The sequence below is a fragment of the Mycobacterium sp. smrl_JER01 genome (genome assembly GCF_048513595.2).
Lineage (GTDB): Bacteria > Actinomycetota > Actinomycetes > Mycobacteriales > Mycobacteriaceae > Mycobacterium.
The window spans coordinates 1-19,697 of record NZ_JBLXXK020000001.1; the positions used below are offsets into that span (position 1 = coordinate 1).

Sequence of the window (19,697 nt, forward strand, 5' to 3'; positions counted from 1 at the left end):
GTGAGCACTGACCCCGATCCCCCGTTCGTCTCCATCTGGGACAACGTCGTCACCGAACTCAACAGCGGCGGGGGCGTCGGCAACGGGTCATTGACCCCACAGCAGCGGGCCTGGCTGAAGCTGGTGAAACCGCTCGTCATCACCGAAGGCTTCGCCCTGTTGTCGGTGCCGACACCCTTCGTCCAGAACGAGATCGAACGTCATCTGCGCGAACCGATCGTGGCGGCCCTGAGCCGGCAGCTCGGACAACGCGTCGAACTGGGCGTACGGATCGCCGACCCGGTGTCCGACGATGCCGATGACGGATTCGCCGGATCTGCCGCGCAGCCGGCCGCTGCACCCGAACTCGACGACGACGTCGTCGACGACGACCTCGCAGCTCGCGCCAGTGCCGAAGAGAGCTGGCCGTCGTACTTCTCGCAGCGCGCCAACCGGGCCGCCGAGGACGACATCACCTCGGTCAACCTCAACCGCCGCTACACCTTCGACACCTTCGTGATCGGCGCATCCAACCGGTTCGCGCACGCGGCCACGCTGGCGATCGCCGAAGCTCCGGCCCGCGCCTACAACCCGCTGTTCATCTGGGGTGAGTCCGGGTTGGGCAAGACTCATCTGCTACATGCTGCGGGCAACTACGCGCAGCGCCTGTTCCCCGGGATGCGGGTCAAGTACGTCTCCACCGAGGAATTCACCAACGACTTCATCAACTCACTGCGCGATGACCGCCGGGCCTCGTTCAAACGCACCTACCGCGACATCGACGTGCTGCTCGTCGACGACATCCAGTTCATCGAAGGCAAGGACGGCATCCAGGAGGAGTTCTTCCACACCTTCAACACCCTGCACAATGCCAACAAGCAGATCGTGATTTCCTCCGACCGGCCGCCCAAGCAGCTGGCGACGCTGGAGGATCGGCTGCGAACTCGCTTCGAGTGGGGCCTGATCACCGATGTCCAGCCGCCCGAGCTCGAGACCCGGATAGCGATCCTGCGCAAGAAGGCTCAAATGGACCGCCTCGATGTGCCCGGTGACGTCTTGGAGCTCATCGCCAGCCGCATCGAACGCAACATCCGCGAACTCGAGGGTGCGCTGATCCGGGTCACGGCGTTCGCGTCGCTGAACAAGACGCCCATCGACAAGTCGTTGGCAGAGATCGTGCTGCGGGATCTCATCTCCGACGCCACCACGATGCAGATCAGCACCGCCGCGATCATGGCGGCGACCGCCGAGTACTTCGAGACCAGCGTCGAGGAGCTGCGCGGCCCGGGCAAGACACGGGCGCTGGCCCAGTCCCGCCAGATCGCGATGTACCTGTGCCGGGAGCTCACCGATCTCTCGCTTCCCAAGATCGGGCAGGCGTTCGGGCGTGATCACACCACGGTGATGTACGCCGAGAAGAAGATCCGCGCCGAGATGGCCGAACGCCGTGAGGTGTTCGACCACGTCAAGGAACTCACCACCCGGATCCGACAGCGCGCCAAGCGCTGAGCCGCTTGGGTCCCCCGGCGTTGCGGTCCGGGCGTTACAGGTCCCGGTATTACACGTCCGGCATGTAGGTATGGGCTATTAGTCCCGGAGCCACGTCCCGGCCCGCCGCGGTGACCCACCGGCGTCGCCTGCTGCGCCGTGCCACGTCCGCTCCCCGGCGTGTTGTGCGCGTGTCGTCCCGGACGCAGCCGTGGATCTCTGTAACCCCGGCCGAGAATCTTCCGCCCCGGCAGTCCCAGCAATCACATACCCGGCTGTGCAGGAACCTGTGTACAACTTGAGGTCAACGCGTGGGATTCGGCTCCAGTCGTCCCCAACCCGGCGACCATCCCCAGCCGCTGTCGGACCGCGCGACCGGCGTCCCCAAACTGCACACAGACCGACAGTGCGCTGGCCTGCACAGAACCCGTGTTATCCCCAATCTGCACAACACCTATTACTAATACTGAGTTATCTCTCTAGAAATTCTCTAGAAGAAGGCGCCTGGGGAATGTCGACCGCCACCCCTGACGTCGCGCCGCATCGACGGGCCCCGACCACCTCCCCGGACCTGCGTGTCGGCGACATCGTTTAGCTTTCAAGTTGGGGCCGAAAGCTCTACGGTGGTTCATCGACAGCCGTTGCGGGAGTCGCGGCGTGCGCAGGCGGCGCGGCGTGAGGCTCCGGGAAACCGCTGGTACGTGCTTATCGGGGTGCATCGAAGGGACGCTATGAACGTGGCGACAACGGCTGGTCTGACGGATCTGAAGTTCCGGCTGACTCGCGAGGACTTCGCCGACGCGGTTGCGTGGGTGGCCCGCAATCTGCCGTCCCGGCCGACCGTTCCGGTGCTGGCAGGGGTGCTGCTGACCGGTTCCGACGAGGGTCTGAGGATCTCCGGCTTCGACTACGAGGTTTCCGCGGAAGTTCAGATCCCGGCCGAGATCGCCTCTCCGGGAAGCGTTTTGGTATCCGGTCGGCTGCTGTCCGACATCGTCCGGTCGTTGCCGGCCAAACCCGTCGACGTCAGCGTCGAGGGCACCCGGGTGTCGCTGACCTGCGGTAGTGCGAGATTCTCACTGCCGACGATGGCCGTGGAGGATTATCCGACCCTGCCGACCTTGCCCGATGAGACCGGCGTGGTGTCGTCCGACCTGTTCGCCGAGGCCATCGGCCAGGTTGCGGTGGCCGCCGGCCGCGACGACACCCTGCCGATGCTGACCGGCATTCGCGTCGAGATCTCCGGTGAGAAGGTCGTTTTGGCCGCCACCGACCGGTTCCGGCTGGCGGTCCGAGAGTTGACCTGGTCGACGGGCGCCCCCGGGATCGAGGCAGCGGTGCTCGTTCCGGCGAAGACCCTGGCTGAGGCGGCCAAGGCAGGTACCGACGGTTCCGAGGTTCATCTGGCGCTGGGCTCGGGTCCGAGCGTGGGCAAGGAGGGCCTGCTCGGCATTCGCAGCAAGGGCAAGCGCAGCACCACCCGACTGCTCGACGCCGAGTTCCCGAAGTTCCGTCAGCTGCTCCCCACCGAGCACACCGCGATCGCCACCATCGGGGTGGCCGAGCTCACCGAGGCCATCAAGCGTGTCGCGCTGGTGGCCGACCGCGGGGCGCAGGTGCGGATGGAGTTCGCCGAGGACGTTCTGCGGTTGTCCGCCGGAGCCGATGACGTCGGCCGCGCCGAGGAGGATCTGCCGGTGCAGTTCTCCGGGGACCCACTGACCATCGCGTTCAACCCCACCTACCTGACCGACGGGCTGAGTTCTCTGCACACCGAACGGGTGACGTTCGGTTTCACGACGCCGAGTCGTCCTGCGGTGTTACGCCCGGCGGGCGAGGATGACGGCAGCGCAGACGGGAGCGGACCGTTCCCGGCGGCGCAGACCGATTACGTGTATCTGTTGATGCCGGTTCGGCTTCCGGGCTGACCTGGCGTTTCGACCCGAGGAGGGGCGTTGCCATGCAGCTCGGTCTGATCGGCCTGGGCAAGATGGGTTTCAACATGCGGTCGCGCTTGCGCGACGGCGGACACGAGGTGGTGGGCTATGACCCGCGGCCGGAGGTGTCGGATGTGGCGTCGCTCGAGGAGCTCGCCGCACAACTGAGCTCGCCCCGAGTGGTCTGGGTGATGGTGCCATCGGGCACGGTCACCGACAGCACGATCTCCGAGCTGGCCGGTGTGCTCGGCGAGGGAGATCTGGTCATCGACGGGGGGAACTCCCGCTACACCGAGGATGGGCCGCACGCAGAACTGTTGGCGCAGAAGGGCATTGCGTTCATCGACGCGGGTGTCTCGGGTGGCATCTGGGGTCTGACCGAGGGTTACGGCCTGATGGTGGGCGGCAGCGACGCCGACGTGGAGCGTGCGATGCCGATTTTCGAGACGCTTCGTCCGCCGGGACCGCGCGAGGATGGATTCGTGCACGTCGGTCCGGTCGGCGCCGGCCATTTCGCGAAGATGGTGCACAACGGCATCGAGTATGCGCTGATGACGGCCTACGCCGAGGGCTATGAGATGTTGGCCGCCGAGGAGTTGGTACAGAATCCGCAGGCGGTGTATCAGGCCTGGACCAACGGCACCGTGGTGCGGTCGTGGCTGCAGCAGTTGCTGGCGAAGGCGCTCAAGGAGGACCCGAGTCTGGCCGGGATCAGCGGTTACACCGAGGATTCCGGCGAGGGCCGATGGACCGTCGAGGAAGCGATCCGGTTGCGGGTTCCGGTCCCGGGTATCGCAGCGTCGCTGTTTGCTCGTTTTCTGTCCCGCCAAGATGAATCGCCGACCATGAAAGCTGTTGCCGCGCTGCGCAACCAGTTTGGCGGGCACGCCGTCAAGCGCATCAGCGAGTCGGGTTGACCGAGGTGTATCCGTGCATGTCCGTCACCTGGCGCTGACCGATTTCAGGTCGTGGTCACGCCTGGAGCTGGAGTTGACCCCAGGTCGGACGGTGTTCGTCGGCCCCAACGGCTTCGGGAAAACCAATCTCGTTGAGGCGCTGTGGTATTCGGCGACTCTGGGATCCCACCGGGTGTCCTCGGATGCGCCACTGATCCGGGCCGGCGCCGAGCGTGCAGTGGTGTCGACGATCGTCGTCAACGACGGGCGGGAACTGGCGGTCGATCTCGACATCACCTCCGGCCGGGCGAACAAGGCGCGTCTGAACCGTTCCCCGGTGCGATCGGCACGCGAGATTCTGGGGGTGCTGCGTGCTGTGTTGTTCGCGCCCGAGGATCTCGCGCTGGTTCGGGGCGACCCGGGAGATCGCCGCCGTTACCTCGACGAGCTGGCCACTACCCGACGCCCGCGGATCGCCGGCGTGCGCGCGGACTACGACAAGGTGGTCCGGCAGCGGACGGCGCTGCTGAAAACGGCTTCTGGCGCCAGGTTTCGCGGAGATCGGGGCGCCCTCGAGACGCTCGATGTCTGGGACGGACACCTGGCACATCACGGCGCGCAGCTGATCACCGCACGCGTGCAGCTGGTGCACGAACTGGCCGCCGAGGTGGAAAAGGCCTACCAGTTGCTCGCACCGGCATCGCGGCCGGCGGCCATCCGGTATCGCAGCGGCGTCGAGGCGGTGGAGGCGGAAGCCGCCGCCGGGAACAGCGATGTGGAGGTTTTCGAGGCGGCACTGTTGGACGCGCTGAGCCGGCGCCGGGACGCCGAACTGGAGCGCGGGGTGTGTCTGGTCGGCCCGCATCGCGACGATTTGGAGTTGCGGCTCGGTGACCAGGTGGCCAAGGGTTTCGCCAGTCACGGGGAATCCTGGTCGATGGCACTGGCCTTGCGGCTGGCCGCCTACGAGCTGCTGCGGGCCGAGGGAGGAGATCCGGTGTTGCTGCTCGACGATGTGTTCGCCGAACTCGACAGTGCGCGGCGTCGGGCGTTGGCCCAGGTCGCCGCCTCCGCCGAGCAGGTGCTGGTCACCGCTGCGGTACCCGAGGACATCCCGGCCGACTGGGACGCCGGGCGCATCATGATCACCATGCAGGACAGCGACACCGGCCGGATCTCGGTGGTGCAGTGATGACCGAATCCGACGACTTTGCCCCACCCCCGGCTCATCTAGAGGGGCTCAAGGGTATGGACCTGGTGCGGCGCACCCTTGAGGAGGCACGTGGCGCCGCGCGCCAGCAGGGCAAGAACGTCGGACAGGGCCGACGACACTCCCCCACCGCACGGCGGGTCGCCGGCAGCGGCAGGCGGAGATGGTCAGGGCCCGGACCTGACAGTCGAGATCCCCAATTGTTCGGATCGCTCACCGATGAGGTGGCCCGCACCCGGGGATGGTCGACGCGGGTTGCCGAGGGCGCGGTGTTCGGGCGCTGGCGCGCGGTCGTCGGGGACCAGATCGCCGCGCACGCCTCCCCCACCGCGCTGCACGATCACGTCCTCACCGTCTCTGCGGAATCCACGGCGTGGGCCACCCAGCTCAGGATGGTGCAGTCGCAGATCCTGGCCAAGATCGCCGCCGCGGTCGGAGACGGGGTGGTGACCTCGCTGAAGATCGTCGGGCCGGTGGGCCCCTCCTGGCGCAAGGGTCCGTACAACGTGCCAGGTCGCGGACCACGCGACACCTACGGCTGAGGCCGGTTCCGCGCATAGCCTGAGAGCCGCCAGAACCGCGATAGGCCGGTTCCACGCCGTCAAGACCTATCTACGTCCGAGAAATTCCGCGCACGTTGCGTTTAGGTATGTGGAAACGCGGCCGCAGAATCGGTGCTGACGGTGTGTAAAGGTAGACTGTCACGGTGATCCGCGAGGGGTGGTCGACCCCTCCGTCGGCAATCCCCTGCCAAAGACCAAGGAGACGCGTCCAACGTGGCTGCCCAGAAGAAGAACGCTCCTGCCGAGTACGGCGCCGACTCGATCAAGGTTCTCGAGGGTCTGGAAGCCGTCCGCAAGCGTCCCGGCATGTACATCGGGTCCACCGGTGAGCGCGGCCTGCATCACCTGATCTGGGAGGTCGTGGACAACGCCGTCGACGAGGCAATGGCCGGTTTCGCGACCAAGGTCGATGTCAGGATCCTCGAGGACGGTGGAGTCCAGGTCACCGACGACGGACGCGGTATCCCGGTGGCGATGCACGCGACCGGGATCCCCACCGTGGACGTCGTGATGACCGTGTTGCATGCCGGTGGCAAGTTCGAAGAGGGCGCCTACCAGGTGTCGGGCGGTCTGCACGGCGTCGGCGTGTCGGTGGTCAACGCGCTGTCGACCCGCCTGGAAGCCGATATCCGCAAGGACGGACACGAGTGGTTCCAGACCTACGACCGCTCGGTGCCCGGGACCCTCAGACAGGGCGGTCAGACCAAGGAGACCGGCACCACGATCCGGTTCTGGGCGGACCCGGACATCTTCGAGACCACCAATTACGACTTCGAGACCATCGCCCGGCGGTTGCAGGAGATGGCGTTCCTGAACAAGGGACTGACCATCGAGTTGACCGATGAACGCGTCGCCCCGGAGGAGGTCGTCGACGACATCGTCAGCGATCACGCCGAAGCGCCCAAGTCAGCCGAGGAGAAGGCCGCCGAAGCCGCCGCACCGCAGAAGGTCAAGCACCGTGTCTTCCACTACCCCGGTGGTCTGGTCGACTTCGTCAAGCACATCAACCGCACCAAGACCCCCATCCAGCCCAGCGTCATCGACTTCGACGGCAAGGGCGAGGGCCACGAGGTCGAGGTGGCGATGCAGTGGAACGCCGGCTACTCGGAGTCGGTGCACACTTTCGCCAATACCATCAACACCCATGAGGGCGGCACCCATGAGGAGGGGTTCCGGGCGGCGCTGACGTCGGTGGTGAACAAGTACGCCAAGGACAAGAAGCTGCTCAAGGACAAGGACCCGAACCTCACCGGCGACGACATCCGCGAGGGTTTGGCCGCGGTGATCTCGGTGAAGGTGTCCCAGCCCCAGTTCGAGGGCCAGACCAAGACCAAACTCGGCAACACCGAGGTCAAGTCGTTCGTGCAGAAGATCTGCAACGAGCAACTCAGCCACTGGTTCGAGGCCAACCCGGCCGAGGCGAAGACCGTTGTGAACAAGGCGGTTTCGTCGGCCCAGGCTCGGATGGCCGCGCGTAAGGCGCGAGAGTTGGTGCGGCGCAAGAGTGCCACCGATATCGGTGGGTTGCCCGGTAAGCTGGCCGATTGCCGGTCCACGGATCCGACGAAGTCGGAACTGTATGTGGTGGAGGGTGATTCGGCCGGTGGTTCGGCCAAGAGCGGCCGGGATTCGATGTTTCAGGCGATCCTGCCGTTGCGGGGCAAGATCATCAACGTGGAGAAGGCCCGTATCGACCGGGTGCTCAAGAACACCGAGGTGCAGGCGATCATCACCGCGTTGGGCACCGGGATCCACGACGAGTTCGACATCGAGAAGCTGCGGTATCACAAGATCGTGTTGATGGCCGACGCCGATGTCGATGGCCAGCACATCTCGACGTTGCTGCTGACGTTGTTGTTCCGGTTCATGAAGCCGTTGGTGGAAAACGGGCACATCTTCTTGGCTCAGCCTCCGCTGTACAAGTTGAAGTGGCAGCGCGCTGATCCGGAGTTCGCGTATTCGGATCGGGAGCGTGACGGTCTGCTGGAGGCCGGGCGTGCTGCGGGTAAGCGGATCAACGTCGATGACGGCATCCAGCGGTACAAGGGTCTGGGTGAGATGGATGCCAAGGAGTTGTGGGAGACCACGATGGATCCCTCGGTGCGGGTGCTGCGCCAGGTCACCCTCGACGACGCCGCCGCGGCCGACGAGTTGTTCTCCATCCTGATGGGCGAGGATGTCGAAGCTCGCCGCAGCTTCATCACCCGCAACGCCAAAGATGTTCGCTTCCTTGATGTCTGACCCCGCCGATGTGAAGCCATCCGCACAGTGGACCTCCGCTGTGACGGCAACTTCACACATGGCCGGGGCTGCGCGCCGAGATCACGAAAAGGGACTTCATGACTGACACCACGTTGCCTCCCGGCGGCGAAGCCGGAGACCGCATCGAACCGGTCGATATCCAGCAGGAGATGCAGCGCAGCTACATCGATTACGCGATGAGCGTGATCGTCGGCCGTGCGCTGCCCGAGGTCCGTGACGGCCTCAAGCCGGTGCACCGTCGGGTGCTCTACGCGATGTTCGATTCCGGATTCCGGCCCGACCGCGGGCACGCGAAATCGGCGCGCTCGGTGGCCGAGACGATGGGCAACTACCACCCGCACGGCGACTCGTCGATCTACGACACCCTGGTCCGGATGGCCCAGCCGTGGTCGCTGCGCTATCCGCTCGTCGACGGCCAGGGCAACTTCGGTTCACCGGGTAACGACCCGCCGGCGGCCATGCGTTACACCGAAGCGCGCCTGACGCCGCTGGCGATGGAGATGTTGCGCGAGATCGACGAGGAGACAGTCGACTTCGTTCCGAACTACGACGGCCGGGTGCAGGAGCCGACCGTGCTGCCGAGCCGGTTCCCGAACCTGCTCGCCAACGGTTCGGGCGGTATCGCGGTCGGCATGGCCACCAACATCCCCCCGCACAACCTGCGCGAGCTCGCCGAGGCGGTCTACTGGTGCCTGGACAACCACGAGGCTGACGAGGAGGCGACCTGCGCCGCGGTGATGGAGCGGGTCAAGGGGCCCGACTTCCCGACCCGCGGCTTGATCGTCGGGTCGCAGGGCATCGAGGAGGCCTACAAGACCGGACGCGGTTCGATCCGGATGCGTGGCGTGGTCGAGATCGAGGAGGATTCGCGCGGGCGGACCTCACTGGTCATCACCGAGCTGCCGTACCAGGTCAACCACGACAACTTCATCACCTCGATCGCCGAGCAGGTGCGCGACGGCAAGCTCAGTGGAATCTCCAACATCGAGGACCAGTCCAGCGACCGGGTCGGTCTGCGGATCGTCGTGGAGATCAAACGCGACGCCGTGGCCAAGGTGGTTCTGAACAACCTCTACAAGCACACCCAGCTGCAGACCAGTTTCGGCGCCAACATGCTGTCGATCGTCGACGGGGTGCCGCGCACCCTGCGGCTCGATCAGATGATCCGGCATTACGTCGATCATCAGCTCGAGGTGATCGTCCGGCGGACCCGTTACCGGCTGCGGAAAGCCAACGAGCGCGCGCATATCTTGCGCGGTCTGGTCAAGGCCCTCGACGCTCTCGACGAGGTCATCGCGTTGATCCGGGCCTCGCAGACCGTGGAGATCGCGCGCAGCGGCCTCATCGAGCTGCTCGACATCGACGAGATCCAGGCGCAGGCGATCCTGGACATGCAGCTGCGCCGCCTAGCCGCGCTGGAGCGCCAGCGCATCGTCGACGATCTGGCCAAGATCGAGGCCGAGATCGCCGACTTGGAGGACATCCTCGCCAAGCCGGAACGCCAGCGCGCGATCGTGCACGACGAACTCAAGGAGATCGTCGACAAGTACGGCGATGACCGCCGCACCCGCATCATCCCCGCGGACGGGGAAGTCGCCGACGAGGATCTGATCGCCCGCGAGGACGTCGTCGTCACCATCACCGAGACCGGGTACGCCAAACGCACGAAGACCGACCTGTACCGCAGCCAGAAGCGCGGCGGAAAGGGCGTGCAGGGGGCGGGCCTGAAGCAGGACGACATCGTCAACCACTTCTTCGTCTGCTCCACCCACGACTGGATCCTGTTCTTCACCACCCAGGGCCGGGTGTATCGGGCCAAGGCCTACGACCTGCCGGAGGCGTCCCGTACGGCACGCGGACAGCACGTGGCCAACCTGCTGGCCTTCCAACCCGAGGAACGGATCGCACAGGTCATCCAGATCAAGAGCTACGAGGACGCGCCCTACCTAGTGCTGGCCACCCGCAACGGTCTGGTGAAGAAGTCGCGGCTGGTCGACTTCGACTCCAACCGGTCCGGGGGCATCGTCGCGGTGAACCTGCGCGACGGTGACGAACTGGTCGGCGCGGTGCTGTGCTCGTCGGACGACGACCTGCTGCTGGTCTCGGCCAACGGCCAGTCGATCCGCTTCTCGGCCACCGACGAGGCGCTGCGCCCGATGGGCCGGGCGACGTCGGGCGTGCAGGGTATGCGGTTCAACGCCGAGGATGCGCTGCTGTCGCTCAACGTCATCCGTGAGGACACCTACCTGCTGGTCGCGACGTCGGGTGGCTACGCCAAGCGCACGGCGATCGAGGAGTATCCGGTGCAGGGCCGCGGCGGCAAGGGGGTGCTGACCATTCAGTTCGACAAGCGGCGTGGCACGCTGGTCGGAGCACTGATCGTCGATGACGACACCGAGCTGTACGCCATCACCTCCGGCGGCGGTGTCATCCGCACTGCCGCGCGTCAGGTGCGCAAGGCCGGGCGCCAGACCAAGGGCGTTCGCTTGATGAACCTGGGCGACGGCGACACACTTATCGCGATCGCACGCAACGCCGAAGCCGGCGACGGCACGGACGAGGTCAACACCGACCCCGAGGCGACGACCAGTGAGGAGTCGTAGGTGAGCTCACCGAAAGAGCCGTCGTATCCACGTCCCGGGGACGCGGGTAATGGCTCGGCCGCCGCACCAACGGGTCCCGCACACGAGGGCGGCCCGCGGCCAGCGCACCAGGGTGACACCGCGGACGTCCCGCCGTGGCAGCGGGGCCCGGCGGCACGGGCCCGGCAGCAGGGTCCGGACGGACCGGCCGCAGAGGGGTCGCGGGGTGGCGGTGCCGGCGGTCTGGATGCCCGGCTGAACCGCTTCATCGCGGGTGGGTCAGCCCCGTCGGGCACGCAGGAGACCGAAGTCCACGGACGCAACGACCGCACCGAGGTGGTCCGTCCCGAAGGCAACCGTCCCGAAGGCAGTCGTCCCGAACCGGCTCGGCCCGATCAGGGTGCGGCCGCCTACGGCAGTGAGCTCCCCGACCTGTCGGGTCCTCGGCCGCCTCAGCAACCCAAGCCGGCTGATCGCACGCCGGACCAGCAGCAGACCAAGCCGCCGGTGAAGTCGGCGCCGGTGGCCGGCAACCGCGCGGTGCAGGTCGGCAACCGCCAGCACCGCGGCCCGGTCCGGGCCAGCATGCAGATCCGCCGGGTGGATCCCTGGTCGATGCTGAAGGTCTCGCTGCTGTTGTCGGTGGTGCTGTTCTTCGTGTGGATGATCGCGGTCGCGTTCCTGTATCTGGTGCTCGGCGGGATGGGTGTGTGGAGCAAGCTCAACAGCAACGTCGGTGACCTACTGACCAGCGCCAGCGGCAGCTCCGGCGGGGAGCTGGTGTCCAGCGGCACCATCTTCGGCGGGGCCGCGCTGATCGGCCTGGTGAACATCGTGCTGCTGACCGCAGCGGCGACGATCGGCGCGTTCATCTACAACCTGACCACCGACCTGGTCGGCGGCGTCGAGGTCACCCTGGCTGATCGAGACTGACATCTCAGCAGCTCATTTGGGAGACGGGTTGTCGGTACGGTAATCTCGTCGCTCGGCCCGTGCGGTTGACGGGGCTATAGCTCAGGCGGTTAGAGCGCTTCGCTGATAACGAAGAGGTCGGAGGTTCGAGTCCTCCTAGCCCCACGGAAAGGTATTAGTCGATGAAGCTGGTGCTTCTGCTCGGCGCAGGTATCGCGGCGGCCGCCGCGGTGGTCGTATGGCGAACCCAGCACGGCGCCGAGGTGTGGCACACCGCGCCGGAGACGGACACGGCCGTACCTTCCTGACGAGGGGCCTTAGCTCAGTTGGTAGAGCGCTGCCTTTGCAAGGCAGATGTCAGGAGTTCGAATCTCCTAGGCTCCACAATCAAACCAGCAGGTCAGACACGATGTTGTCTGGCCTGTTCTGCTATCAGGCGGCTCCGCTGACCACATTCTGACCACACTTTCGAGTTAAAAGTGCGTTCATCGCGACCCCGACCGCCTCCACATCCGACCCGTAGAGGTGGCCGTAACGGTCCAAAGTGAGTGCCGCAGATTCGTGGCCGAGCATGTTCTGAAGACTCTTGATGTTCGCGCCGGCCTGGATCGCCAGAGACGCTGCCGCGTGCCGCAGCTCGTGGATCTTGAACTCGTAGATCGTCTCTTCGCCAACGCGGCGCGGGAACAGCTGCGCGGCCGTCACGGCGTCAGCCCACCAACGGCGCCGCACGTTCGTCCCCCGCATGTGCTTGCCCGCCGAGTCCGGGAACACCAGAGCGTCCGCAGCACCGGGCGTCAACAGATCAGCGACGAACGCGGGCAGGCTCACCGTCCGCGCCTTCCCACCCTTCGGTGTCCCGACGACGAACTTGTTGTCCACCAGTGTCACCGACCGGGCGACGCGCAACGTCTTCTTCTGAAGGTCTACGTCCCGCCAGCGCAGCTCCGCGGCTTCCCCGAACCGCAGACCGCACGTCCCCAGCACGTACACCAGCGCCCGGTGCTCCCCCGCCGCGTCGGCCAGCGCATGTAACTGCTCCAGCGTCAGGAACCGCTGCTCCACCGCCGCCACTGACGGCAGCTCGACGCCGTCGACTGGATTCAGCACCAGGCGGTTGTCCGACACAGCCATCGCCAACACCTGCCGAAGCACACCGACCACCTTGTGCACGGTGGCCGGTGACCGCTCCGCACTCAACGCCGCGACCCACTCGCGCACCAACTGCCGGCTGATGTCACCGATAGCAACCGGCGAGTGATCGGCGATGAACGTGTCCAACACGACCTGATAGCGCGCCCGGGTCGACGGCTTCAGATTGTGCTTCGACTCCAACCACTCCTTGGCGTACGCCCCCAGCGACACCCGCCCCGCAGCCGCTGCAACGAACGCTCCGCGCCGCTTATCGACCTCCAGTTGCTCGGCCCACGCCTGCGCATCACGCTTCGTCGTGAACCCGCGCTTCGTCGTCTGTCGCCGATCGGGAGTCCGGTACCGGACACGGTAAAGCGTTGCACCCGAATGGGTTTCGTACTTCTCAATCGTCGCCATCGTACTTAGCTCGTATCTCCTCGAATCGGCGCCGCGCATCTGCAGCCACCTCTTGGTCGTCTGAGTTCATGGCCTTTTCGATCCGGTTGAGCTCAAGCAGGTGGAGGACGCCGTCCGCATACTGTCGTGATCTCCAAAGCGGTGTTGCGGCCCTGATGAACTCAAGAAGCTCCATGCCGTCGGTTACATGTCTCAGCGGCCGCTCCGCGCACAACCATTTCCACAGCTGTTCCGCTGTGAGAGCCCCTTCGACTGCCGTAATTGCGACTGACTCTGCACGGTCGGAGGCATTCGGAGTCAGCATCGAAATCGGCGAAACATCAAGCGCCACAGCAATAGCTATCAAGTCATCAACATCCACACGTCGGTCACCGTTCTCGATCCGATGGATGCCGAGCGGAGGAATGGGCCGGCCAAGGTCGCGCAGGCGTTCCGACAACGCCGCCTGCGAGAGCCCGCGCACATCATCGCGAATCCGACGAATGTTCTCGCGGACGGTCTCGCCGGTGTTGTCGAGGGTGCGCCCAGAGGATTTGGGCCGGTCATCGGATGCCATGCCAGAACCGTACGATATCAAATCCGATAAGTCACGCCATCAATATTGACAAGAAACCTCCGGTTATGCATGCTGATGGCAGCTCTTATCAATACCGATAAGACCCCATATCAGAGAGGAAAGCAATGAGTGACTTAATTGCGGCGGACGATCTCCCGGCGCTGGCGACACCCGCCCAGGTGGCCGCTGTCATGCAGACGACGGTCGATGCACTCGCTCAGGACAGATACCGGCGTCGCGGACTGCCGTGGATAAAGGTCTCTGGACGAGTGCGCTACGCCCGCGTCGATGTGCTGGCGTATTTGGCTGCCAATCGGATTGGGGGCAGCGCCGCCTGATGCGCACCTACCCCGCGCACGAAGATCTCGGCCTCGATCCTGACGCCGACCACACCGAGGACATGCGAAGGGCCCCGGCGGCAACCGAGGCCCTTCGGATCGATCAACCCTGCAGTCACCACAACCACCAAGGAGATCTACAAACCATGATGACACAAACCGCAGCGTGCAAGCACTGCACGGTGCCCACAAGCGGCACCGATACCTGCTCGTTCTGTGCCACCTACGTGCCGCCCGAGTCACCGGCCCAGCGCCTCGACGTCGCCGTGAACCGAGTGGACCTGCTCCGCAGCGACATTAACGCTGTGGTTCAGGAGTTGCCTACCGACGCCCCGCTCTTCGCGGTCGCCGACGTCGTTACCGCGCTCGGTCACTTGCGGCAGGCCGCGGTGCTGCTCGACCGGGCCAACGACATCCTCGAAGCCGACGCGAAGGCGGTGAAGCGATGAGCGGCGAACTGCGAGAGGGCGTCGATGGCCGCTGGCTCGGCCGCCGGGGGATCTTCCGCCACTATCAGGTGCTCACTGAGATCGCGGTCTACGACTCAAAGAAGGCACGTAACAAAGACAAGGTGTTCTTTCACACCATGAGCACCGCCGTGTCAGGCGAGTTCAATGGACACGTAGTCGGTGAGCTCATCCGATGGGTAAGCAACGGAGAAGTGGGCTACGAGGCTCGCATCAACGGGGTAGACGACAGCGGCGGCATTTGCGACATCGCCGCACACGCTGTTGAGGACCTAGCGGCAATCGCCAAGGTAGCCAACGACCTCCGCTATGAATGGGAGAGCATCACGGTCTTCAAGGACTGGACCGCGTGACCGACAACAGCCCCGTGGAAGCTCGCGCCCTCACCGGCGCGGGCCTTCCCGCGTCCCGTGAAGTCCGCTTTTACCCCATTTACCAACTGCTTTCACCACTACTCGCCGACCCCGGCATCATCCCCGGAACGCCCGTATGGTGCCAGCTCGACGACACCGACCCCGCCAAGTGGCAGGCCATCTTCTGGGCCGCAATGTGGTGGGCAGTCGGCGAAGAGTGCCGACAAGACGCCATCGCCGAAGCGGGCCAACAGATCTCGGCCGCCACCGACTGGACCGACGAAGCTCGAAAACTTTCCCGGCGCCGGGAAATCGACCAGATTCGGAGGGCCTCGTGACCCGCAAAGCGGAGATCTGCTACGACTGCGGCCCCGAGTTGTGCGACAAGCACTCCGCCGAGAAACGCACCGCCGAGTACGGTCGGCGCGCAACCGTTCAGTGGGCGTCGACTATCCAACCGCGCCGCCAAGTCTGGCTGTGGGAGAACCGCATCCCGATGGGAACCGCATCTGCGCTCGCCGGCCGAGGCGGCACCGGCAAAACCACCTACGCCTTCCACCTGATCGCTCAGGTATCGCGCGGCACCCTCCCGGGCACCCACCACGGTTCCCCCCGGCCGTGTCTCATCTGGTCCGGTGAAGACGAATGGGACAAGGTCATCGTCCCCAGGCTGCTCGCCGCCGACGCCGACCTCACCAAAGTCGGTCGACTGGTTATCGACACCTACATCGACGGGGAGACCCGAGAAGTCACCCCGAGAGTGCCGATGGACACGGGCACCATCAGCGACACCATCAAGGACACCGGCGCGGTCCTGGTGCTCATTGACCCCATCGCCTCAACAATGACCGGCGACCTCAACCGCGAAGCCGACGTCAGATCCGCAGTCGACAGCCTGGCCCGCGTCGGTCAAGACACCGGCGCGGTCATGATGTTCATCCGGCACTTCGGCAAGGGTGGCGGCAACGCCTCGGACAAGATGTCCGGCTCCCATGCATTCCGGGACGCGGTGCGCTCGGTATTCCTATTCGCTCCAGACGACGACCGTGTGATCGTCACGCAGGACAAGGGTAACTATGCCCCGCCCGGAGAAGAGTCGTTCGCCTTCCAACTCCAAAGCACCTCGGTCCCCACCGCCGACGGGTTCACCGAAGTGGCCCGCGTCGTAGACCTGGGATCGTCGGAAACCTCGGTCGGCGACATCATCAACCGCAGCTCTGATACTGGCCAGCAAGACGACATCGCAGAGTGGTTGACCGAACTCCTGGCAAACGGTCCAGTGAAGGCAAACGAGGTCTATCAGGCCGCCCACGCCGCCGGCTACACCGTCGACCAGGCCAAGCGCGCCAAGAAGCGTATGGCCATCCTCGCTGAACGCCCGGTAAACCCCGGACCGTGGTTCTGGCAGCTGCCCGGCCAGCGAGCAGAGAGCACAGAGCGAGCCGAGAGCACCCCGGACACTCCCGATGCGTGCTCCCTGCTCCCTGTGAGCTCAGAGGGCGTGCAGCAGCGCGCGGAAGGGGGCAGGGAGCAGGGCGCAGAAGAGTGCTCCCTGCCCGTCGCGCAACCCGACGTGCTATCACCCCCGACACCGCTAACGACCCGAAGGCAAGAACTCAAGGCCCGCCGAACCGTCCGTGTTCGCGGCCGTGAAGTTCCCCGCTGCCTGGTCTGCTCCAAACCCGTCGTGGCCGATCAGGGCGACACCCATCTGTCATGCCTCAGCAAACAAGAGGCGGCATCGTGAACCGCCGCGTCATCTTCCCCGACCCCGACATCTGGACCCAACCGAAGGAGACCGTCATGACCGCCAACCCCGCCGATTTGATCCCGCTGCGGCCCACCGGCGCCGTCTCGATGCGGTACGGCCAGACACCACCGGACACCGACGGCACCATCACTGAAGTGCTGCGCATCGAACTCGATACCGACCGCGGCCCATTCGGCCTCGAAATGTCGGTCGCCACCACATACGAACTCATCGAGTGCCTACTCCAGGCGGTCGAGAAGGTGCCCGCCGAACGGCAGACATGGGAACAACGCAACCAGAAGTGAAAGGGAACCAGCACATGATGATCGAGAACACCAAGACTGCCGACGCAACCACGGTCGACAACACCGAGGTCGAGCAGACAGCCACTCCCGCAGATGAGTCAAATGACTCACCTGCCCCAAGTGGGACACCTGCCGAGCCTGAGCCCGACGACGCTGGTCTCAGCCGCCGCGACGTCAAGTACCGGGAACGGCTCCGCACCGCCGAAGCCGAACGCGACACCCTGCGCGCCACTGTGGAATCCATGCGGCGCCGCGAGGTCGAACGCCTCGCCGCCGAACACCTCGTCAAACCCGGCAGCCTCTGGACAGTCGGAGTGGAACTCGACAACCTGCTCGATGACGACGGCACCGTCGACCCCGAAAAAGTCCGTGCCGCAGCCGTAGACGCCCGCCAACAACACGGACTCGAAGACCCACAGGCAGCCCGCAAACGCCAACCCGTCGTGCCACGCGAAGGGAACGGCAACACCCACGGCCCAACTAACACCTGGGCCGACGCCTTCAAGTAGTAGAATCACGGCAAGACCCCTGGCAGGGGCACCGGAACCGCGCGGGCCGCATCCGAGACCTAAACCGTCCTCGGCTGCGGCCCGTTCCGTTTCCGAGAAACCCTGAAAGGCAACACCAATGGCTGTCATCACTACCGTCCTGTCCGGACGCGGATGGTCCCCCGACGTCACCTACCACACACCCGGCGACGCCATCCCCGACGCACTCGTCCTCCAAACATCCACTGTCGCTGGCGATGTCGAAGGCGACGCCGTAGCAGTCCACTGCGTCTACGTCGATGACGCTGACGCCGGGTTCGTTCCCGAGGGCGCCACCATCACCGAGGACGATCCCGAGCTGGCCCAGTGCACCGTCTTCACGGGCAAGATCGCGCAACTTGTCCGACTGTCCCGCGAGCAGTTCAGCCACGAGAACGTGTCAGCACAGTTGGCGGCCAGCGTAACCCGCGCAGTCACCCGCGCCGCCAACACCGCCTACATCGCACAGGTCGCACCGACCCCGCCCGCCGTCACCCCACCCGCCGGCCTCATCAACATCGACGGCACCATCGACATCGGCACCATCGACACCGACCTCGATCCACTCGTCGACGGGCTCGCCACCCTCGCGACCAACTACGCGATGCCCACCCACATCTTGGCCGCACCCGACGCCTGGGCCGGACTCCAGCGGTTGAAGACCGCCGTCGACAGTAACGTCTCACTGCTCGGCGCGGGAACCACCGAGGCGCAACGCTTCCTGTTCAACCTGCCCGTCCTCGTCGATCCCGCCGTCCCCAGTGGCACCGGCATCGTCGTTGATAAGAGCGCCATTGTCAGTGCGGTTGGACCTGTCATGGTCGCCACCAGTGAGCATGCAGCCTTCGCTGCCGACTCCATCCTGATTCGCTGCACATGGCGGTTCGGCGCCAACATCGTCCGCCCCGAACGCATCGGCCTCTTCACCGTCGACACCGAAGGCTCGTGATCGGCTCCGAGTAAGTCAGGAGGTCGCGGCCCTGGGCGTCAACGGCAAGTTGATTTCCTTTCGGACCGAAGGACCGGCCACGACGGCAAGCCCGAGCCGGTACCTGCGCCCAGACCGCACCTCCCACAACACCCCCAGGGGGACTGACCCTACGGGCCACTCCACTCCGCGCCTCGTGGCATAAGCGGACGTGTGTGTCACCCAGGGGTAGGGGGTCGTCCTACTCTTGATCGAGCACGAACTGGCGGACCGACTCGGGCCATGTGAAAGCGTATTCCGGGTTCTCGTCGAACTTGGTCGCGATGGGCCCTATGGGGCATCGGGTATCGATCAGCACCTTGACGCCGGCGGCGCCGACGTTGTGCTTCCCGTCGGCGTGCGCGGCGGCCTGCTTCACCCGTGATCTTTGGTCGTTGTTGAGGCCGGCCCACCACTTCACTACGAGGCTGTCGAGGCCGCTCACAATCGGGCGTTCTGTTGGTTCGCCTCAAGTTTCTTGACGGCCTCGTAGAGGGCGATGACTACGGCCTCGGACTGCTTCCCGTAGTTCTTGGCGACGTCCCAGACCGCCGCGGAGATCGGAAGCTCGTCGGGACGGGGTCCGGGGAGGTAATGCGACGGCTGACCGGAACCGCCGAACGTAGTGGTCTGAACGCTGATATCGGTGCTCATGTCCGGACGGTACCGCGCTGCGCCGACGACATTCCTGCGCCTGTCCGTACCGACGTCTGCCTAAAGACCTCGTCAAATGCGAGATTCGGTCTGGTTCGCTAGGCTCGCGCGTGGCACCGCCACAAGCCCCGAAGGGGCGCGCGAGCCTAGCGAACCAGACCACGGTGGCCGCCCACGAGGTCTGCCTGTCGCCGCGGGCGCCCAGTCTTGTTTCCCCAGGTCGACATGTGATCTGCGTCACATCACATAGTTGTAGTTATCCACATCTTGTTGACAGGGTCATTAAAAGGCCCGTTCCGGGCCTCTGGGGAGCTTCTAGAAGGGCGTAAACCGCGGCGCCTAGGTGTCCAGGTAGGCGGCTGCAAAATGCCGCCCCAGACGGCATTTAGGGCTATTTCTG

General features: G+C 65.2%; 21 protein-coding genes and 2 tRNA genes. 19 read left to right on the forward strand and 4 right to left on the reverse strand.

All coding sequences use genetic code 11. The features are described 5' to 3' along the window. The 11 genes from dnaA to ACNUDN_RS00055 all read left to right on the forward strand — a co-directional run bounded on the left by dnaA (position 1) and on the right by ACNUDN_RS00055 (position 12,213). Positions 1-1,488, forward strand: coding sequence for a chromosomal replication initiator protein DnaA (dnaA, locus tag ACNUDN_RS00005; protein WP_419120032.1), 1,488 nt, complete (start codon positions 1-3; stop codon positions 1,486-1,488). A 710-nt stretch (positions 1,489-2,198) separates the two neighbouring features. After that, on the forward strand, positions 2,199-3,395 hold the full coding sequence (dnaN, locus tag ACNUDN_RS00010) for a DNA polymerase III subunit beta (RefSeq protein WP_419120033.1): 1,197 nt from the start codon (positions 2,199-2,201) through the stop codon (positions 3,393-3,395). A 32-nt stretch (positions 3,396-3,427) separates the two neighbouring features. Then, on the forward strand, positions 3,428-4,321 hold the full coding sequence (gnd, locus tag ACNUDN_RS00015; RefSeq protein ID WP_419120034.1) for a phosphogluconate dehydrogenase (NAD(+)-dependent, decarboxylating): 894 nt from the start codon (positions 3,428-3,430) through the stop codon (positions 4,319-4,321). A 13-nt stretch (positions 4,322-4,334) separates the two neighbouring features. Next, the gene (gene recF, locus ACNUDN_RS00020; RefSeq protein ID WP_419120035.1) at positions 4,335-5,492 is read left to right on the forward strand and encodes a DNA replication/repair protein RecF; all 1,158 of its coding nucleotides are present in this window, start codon (positions 4,335-4,337) and stop codon (positions 5,490-5,492) included. After that, the gene (locus ACNUDN_RS00025; RefSeq protein ID WP_419120036.1) at positions 5,492-6,052 is read left to right on the forward strand and encodes a DUF721 family protein; all 561 of its coding nucleotides are present in this window, start codon (positions 5,492-5,494) and stop codon (positions 6,050-6,052) included. The genes recF and ACNUDN_RS00025 overlap by 1 nt, the downstream gene beginning before the upstream one ends. Positions 6,053-6,286: 234 nt before the next feature. Then, positions 6,287-8,314: a DNA topoisomerase (ATP-hydrolyzing) subunit B gene (gene gyrB / locus ACNUDN_RS00030; protein ID WP_419120037.1), complete on the forward strand. Its 2,028-nt coding sequence runs from the start codon at positions 6,287-6,289 to the stop codon at positions 8,312-8,314. Positions 8,315-8,412: 98 nt separating this feature from the next. Then, positions 8,413-10,938, forward strand: coding sequence for a DNA gyrase subunit A (gene gyrA, locus ACNUDN_RS00035; protein ID WP_419120038.1), 2,526 nt, complete (start codon positions 8,413-8,415; stop codon positions 10,936-10,938). Next, positions 10,939-11,850 carry a DUF3566 domain-containing protein gene (locus ACNUDN_RS00040; protein WP_419120039.1) on the forward strand — a complete coding sequence of 304 codons (912 nt, stop codon included), beginning with the start codon at positions 10,939-10,941 and terminating at the stop codon, positions 11,848-11,850. A gap of 70 nt (positions 11,851-11,920) precedes the next feature. Continuing rightward, positions 11,921-11,994: transfer RNA gene (locus ACNUDN_RS00045), tRNA-Ile, on the forward strand. A gap of 17 nt (positions 11,995-12,011) precedes the next feature. Further along, positions 12,012-12,137 (forward strand): hypothetical protein, encoded by a 126-nt coding sequence (locus ACNUDN_RS00050; RefSeq protein WP_419120040.1) that lies wholly within the window; start codon positions 12,012-12,014, stop codon positions 12,135-12,137. A 3-nt stretch (positions 12,138-12,140) separates the two neighbouring features. After that, positions 12,141-12,213: transfer RNA gene (locus tag ACNUDN_RS00055), tRNA-Ala, on the forward strand. Between the two features lie 48 nt (positions 12,214-12,261). Here ACNUDN_RS00055 and ACNUDN_RS00060 read toward each other — a convergent pair. Both ACNUDN_RS00060 and ACNUDN_RS00065 read right to left on the reverse strand, forming a co-directional pair. Next, a complete protein-coding gene (locus ACNUDN_RS00060) occupies positions 12,262-13,380 on the reverse strand; it encodes a site-specific integrase (protein WP_419120041.1) in 1,119 nt (372 codons plus the stop codon). Beyond that, on the reverse strand, positions 13,367-13,936 hold the full coding sequence (locus tag ACNUDN_RS00065) for a helix-turn-helix domain-containing protein (RefSeq protein WP_419120042.1): 570 nt from the start codon (positions 13,934-13,936) through the stop codon (positions 13,367-13,369). Before ACNUDN_RS00065 ends, ACNUDN_RS00060 begins: the two co-directional genes overlap by 14 nt. A gap of 125 nt (positions 13,937-14,061) precedes the next feature. On the opposite strand from ACNUDN_RS00065, the gene ACNUDN_RS00070 reads away from it, so the two are divergent. From ACNUDN_RS00070 to ACNUDN_RS00105, 8 genes are all read left to right on the forward strand, one after another. Next, on the forward strand, positions 14,062-14,274 hold the full coding sequence (locus tag ACNUDN_RS00070; RefSeq protein ID WP_419120043.1) for a DNA-binding protein: 213 nt from the start codon (positions 14,062-14,064) through the stop codon (positions 14,272-14,274). Positions 14,275-14,420: 146 nt separating this feature from the next. Further along, complete coding sequence (locus ACNUDN_RS00075) at positions 14,421-14,723, forward strand: hypothetical protein (protein WP_419120044.1); 303 nt, start codon at positions 14,421-14,423, stop codon at positions 14,721-14,723. After that, positions 14,720-15,094: a hypothetical protein gene (locus tag ACNUDN_RS00080; protein WP_419120045.1), complete on the forward strand. Its 375-nt coding sequence runs from the start codon at positions 14,720-14,722 to the stop codon at positions 15,092-15,094. The genes ACNUDN_RS00075 and ACNUDN_RS00080 overlap by 4 nt, the downstream gene beginning before the upstream one ends. After that, positions 15,091-15,432, forward strand: a complete 342-nt coding sequence (locus ACNUDN_RS00085) for a DUF2742 domain-containing protein (protein ID WP_419120046.1) — start codon at positions 15,091-15,093, stop codon at positions 15,430-15,432. The genes ACNUDN_RS00080 and ACNUDN_RS00085 overlap by 4 nt, the downstream gene beginning before the upstream one ends. Next, a complete protein-coding gene (locus ACNUDN_RS00090) occupies positions 15,429-16,841 on the forward strand; it encodes an AAA family ATPase (RefSeq protein ID WP_419120047.1) in 1,413 nt (470 codons plus the stop codon). Before ACNUDN_RS00085 ends, ACNUDN_RS00090 begins: the two co-directional genes overlap by 4 nt. Beyond that, positions 16,838-17,149, forward strand: coding sequence for a hypothetical protein (locus tag ACNUDN_RS00095; RefSeq protein ID WP_419120048.1), 312 nt, complete (start codon positions 16,838-16,840; stop codon positions 17,147-17,149). The genes ACNUDN_RS00090 and ACNUDN_RS00095 overlap by 4 nt, the downstream gene beginning before the upstream one ends. Before the next feature lie 14 nt (positions 17,150-17,163). After that, positions 17,164-17,658, forward strand: a complete 495-nt coding sequence (locus ACNUDN_RS00100; RefSeq protein ID WP_419120049.1) for a hypothetical protein — start codon at positions 17,164-17,166, stop codon at positions 17,656-17,658. Between the two features lie 118 nt (positions 17,659-17,776). Continuing rightward, entirely contained in the window at positions 17,777-18,625 is an 849-nt protein-coding gene (locus ACNUDN_RS00105; protein WP_419120050.1) for a phage major capsid protein, read from the forward strand. Between the two features lie 220 nt (positions 18,626-18,845). Here ACNUDN_RS00105 and ACNUDN_RS00110 read toward each other — a convergent pair whose 3' ends face one another. Together ACNUDN_RS00110 and ACNUDN_RS00115 are read right to left on the reverse strand one after the other, a co-directional pair. Beyond that, the gene (locus tag ACNUDN_RS00110) at positions 18,846-19,088 is read right to left on the reverse strand and encodes a hypothetical protein (RefSeq protein WP_419120051.1); all 243 of its coding nucleotides are present in this window, start codon (positions 19,086-19,088) and stop codon (positions 18,846-18,848) included. Further along, a complete protein-coding gene (locus ACNUDN_RS00115) occupies positions 19,085-19,297 on the reverse strand; it encodes a hypothetical protein (RefSeq protein WP_419120052.1) in 213 nt (70 codons plus the stop codon). The genes ACNUDN_RS00110 and ACNUDN_RS00115 overlap by 4 nt, the downstream gene beginning before the upstream one ends. Between the last annotated feature and the right edge of the window lie 400 nt (positions 19,298-19,697).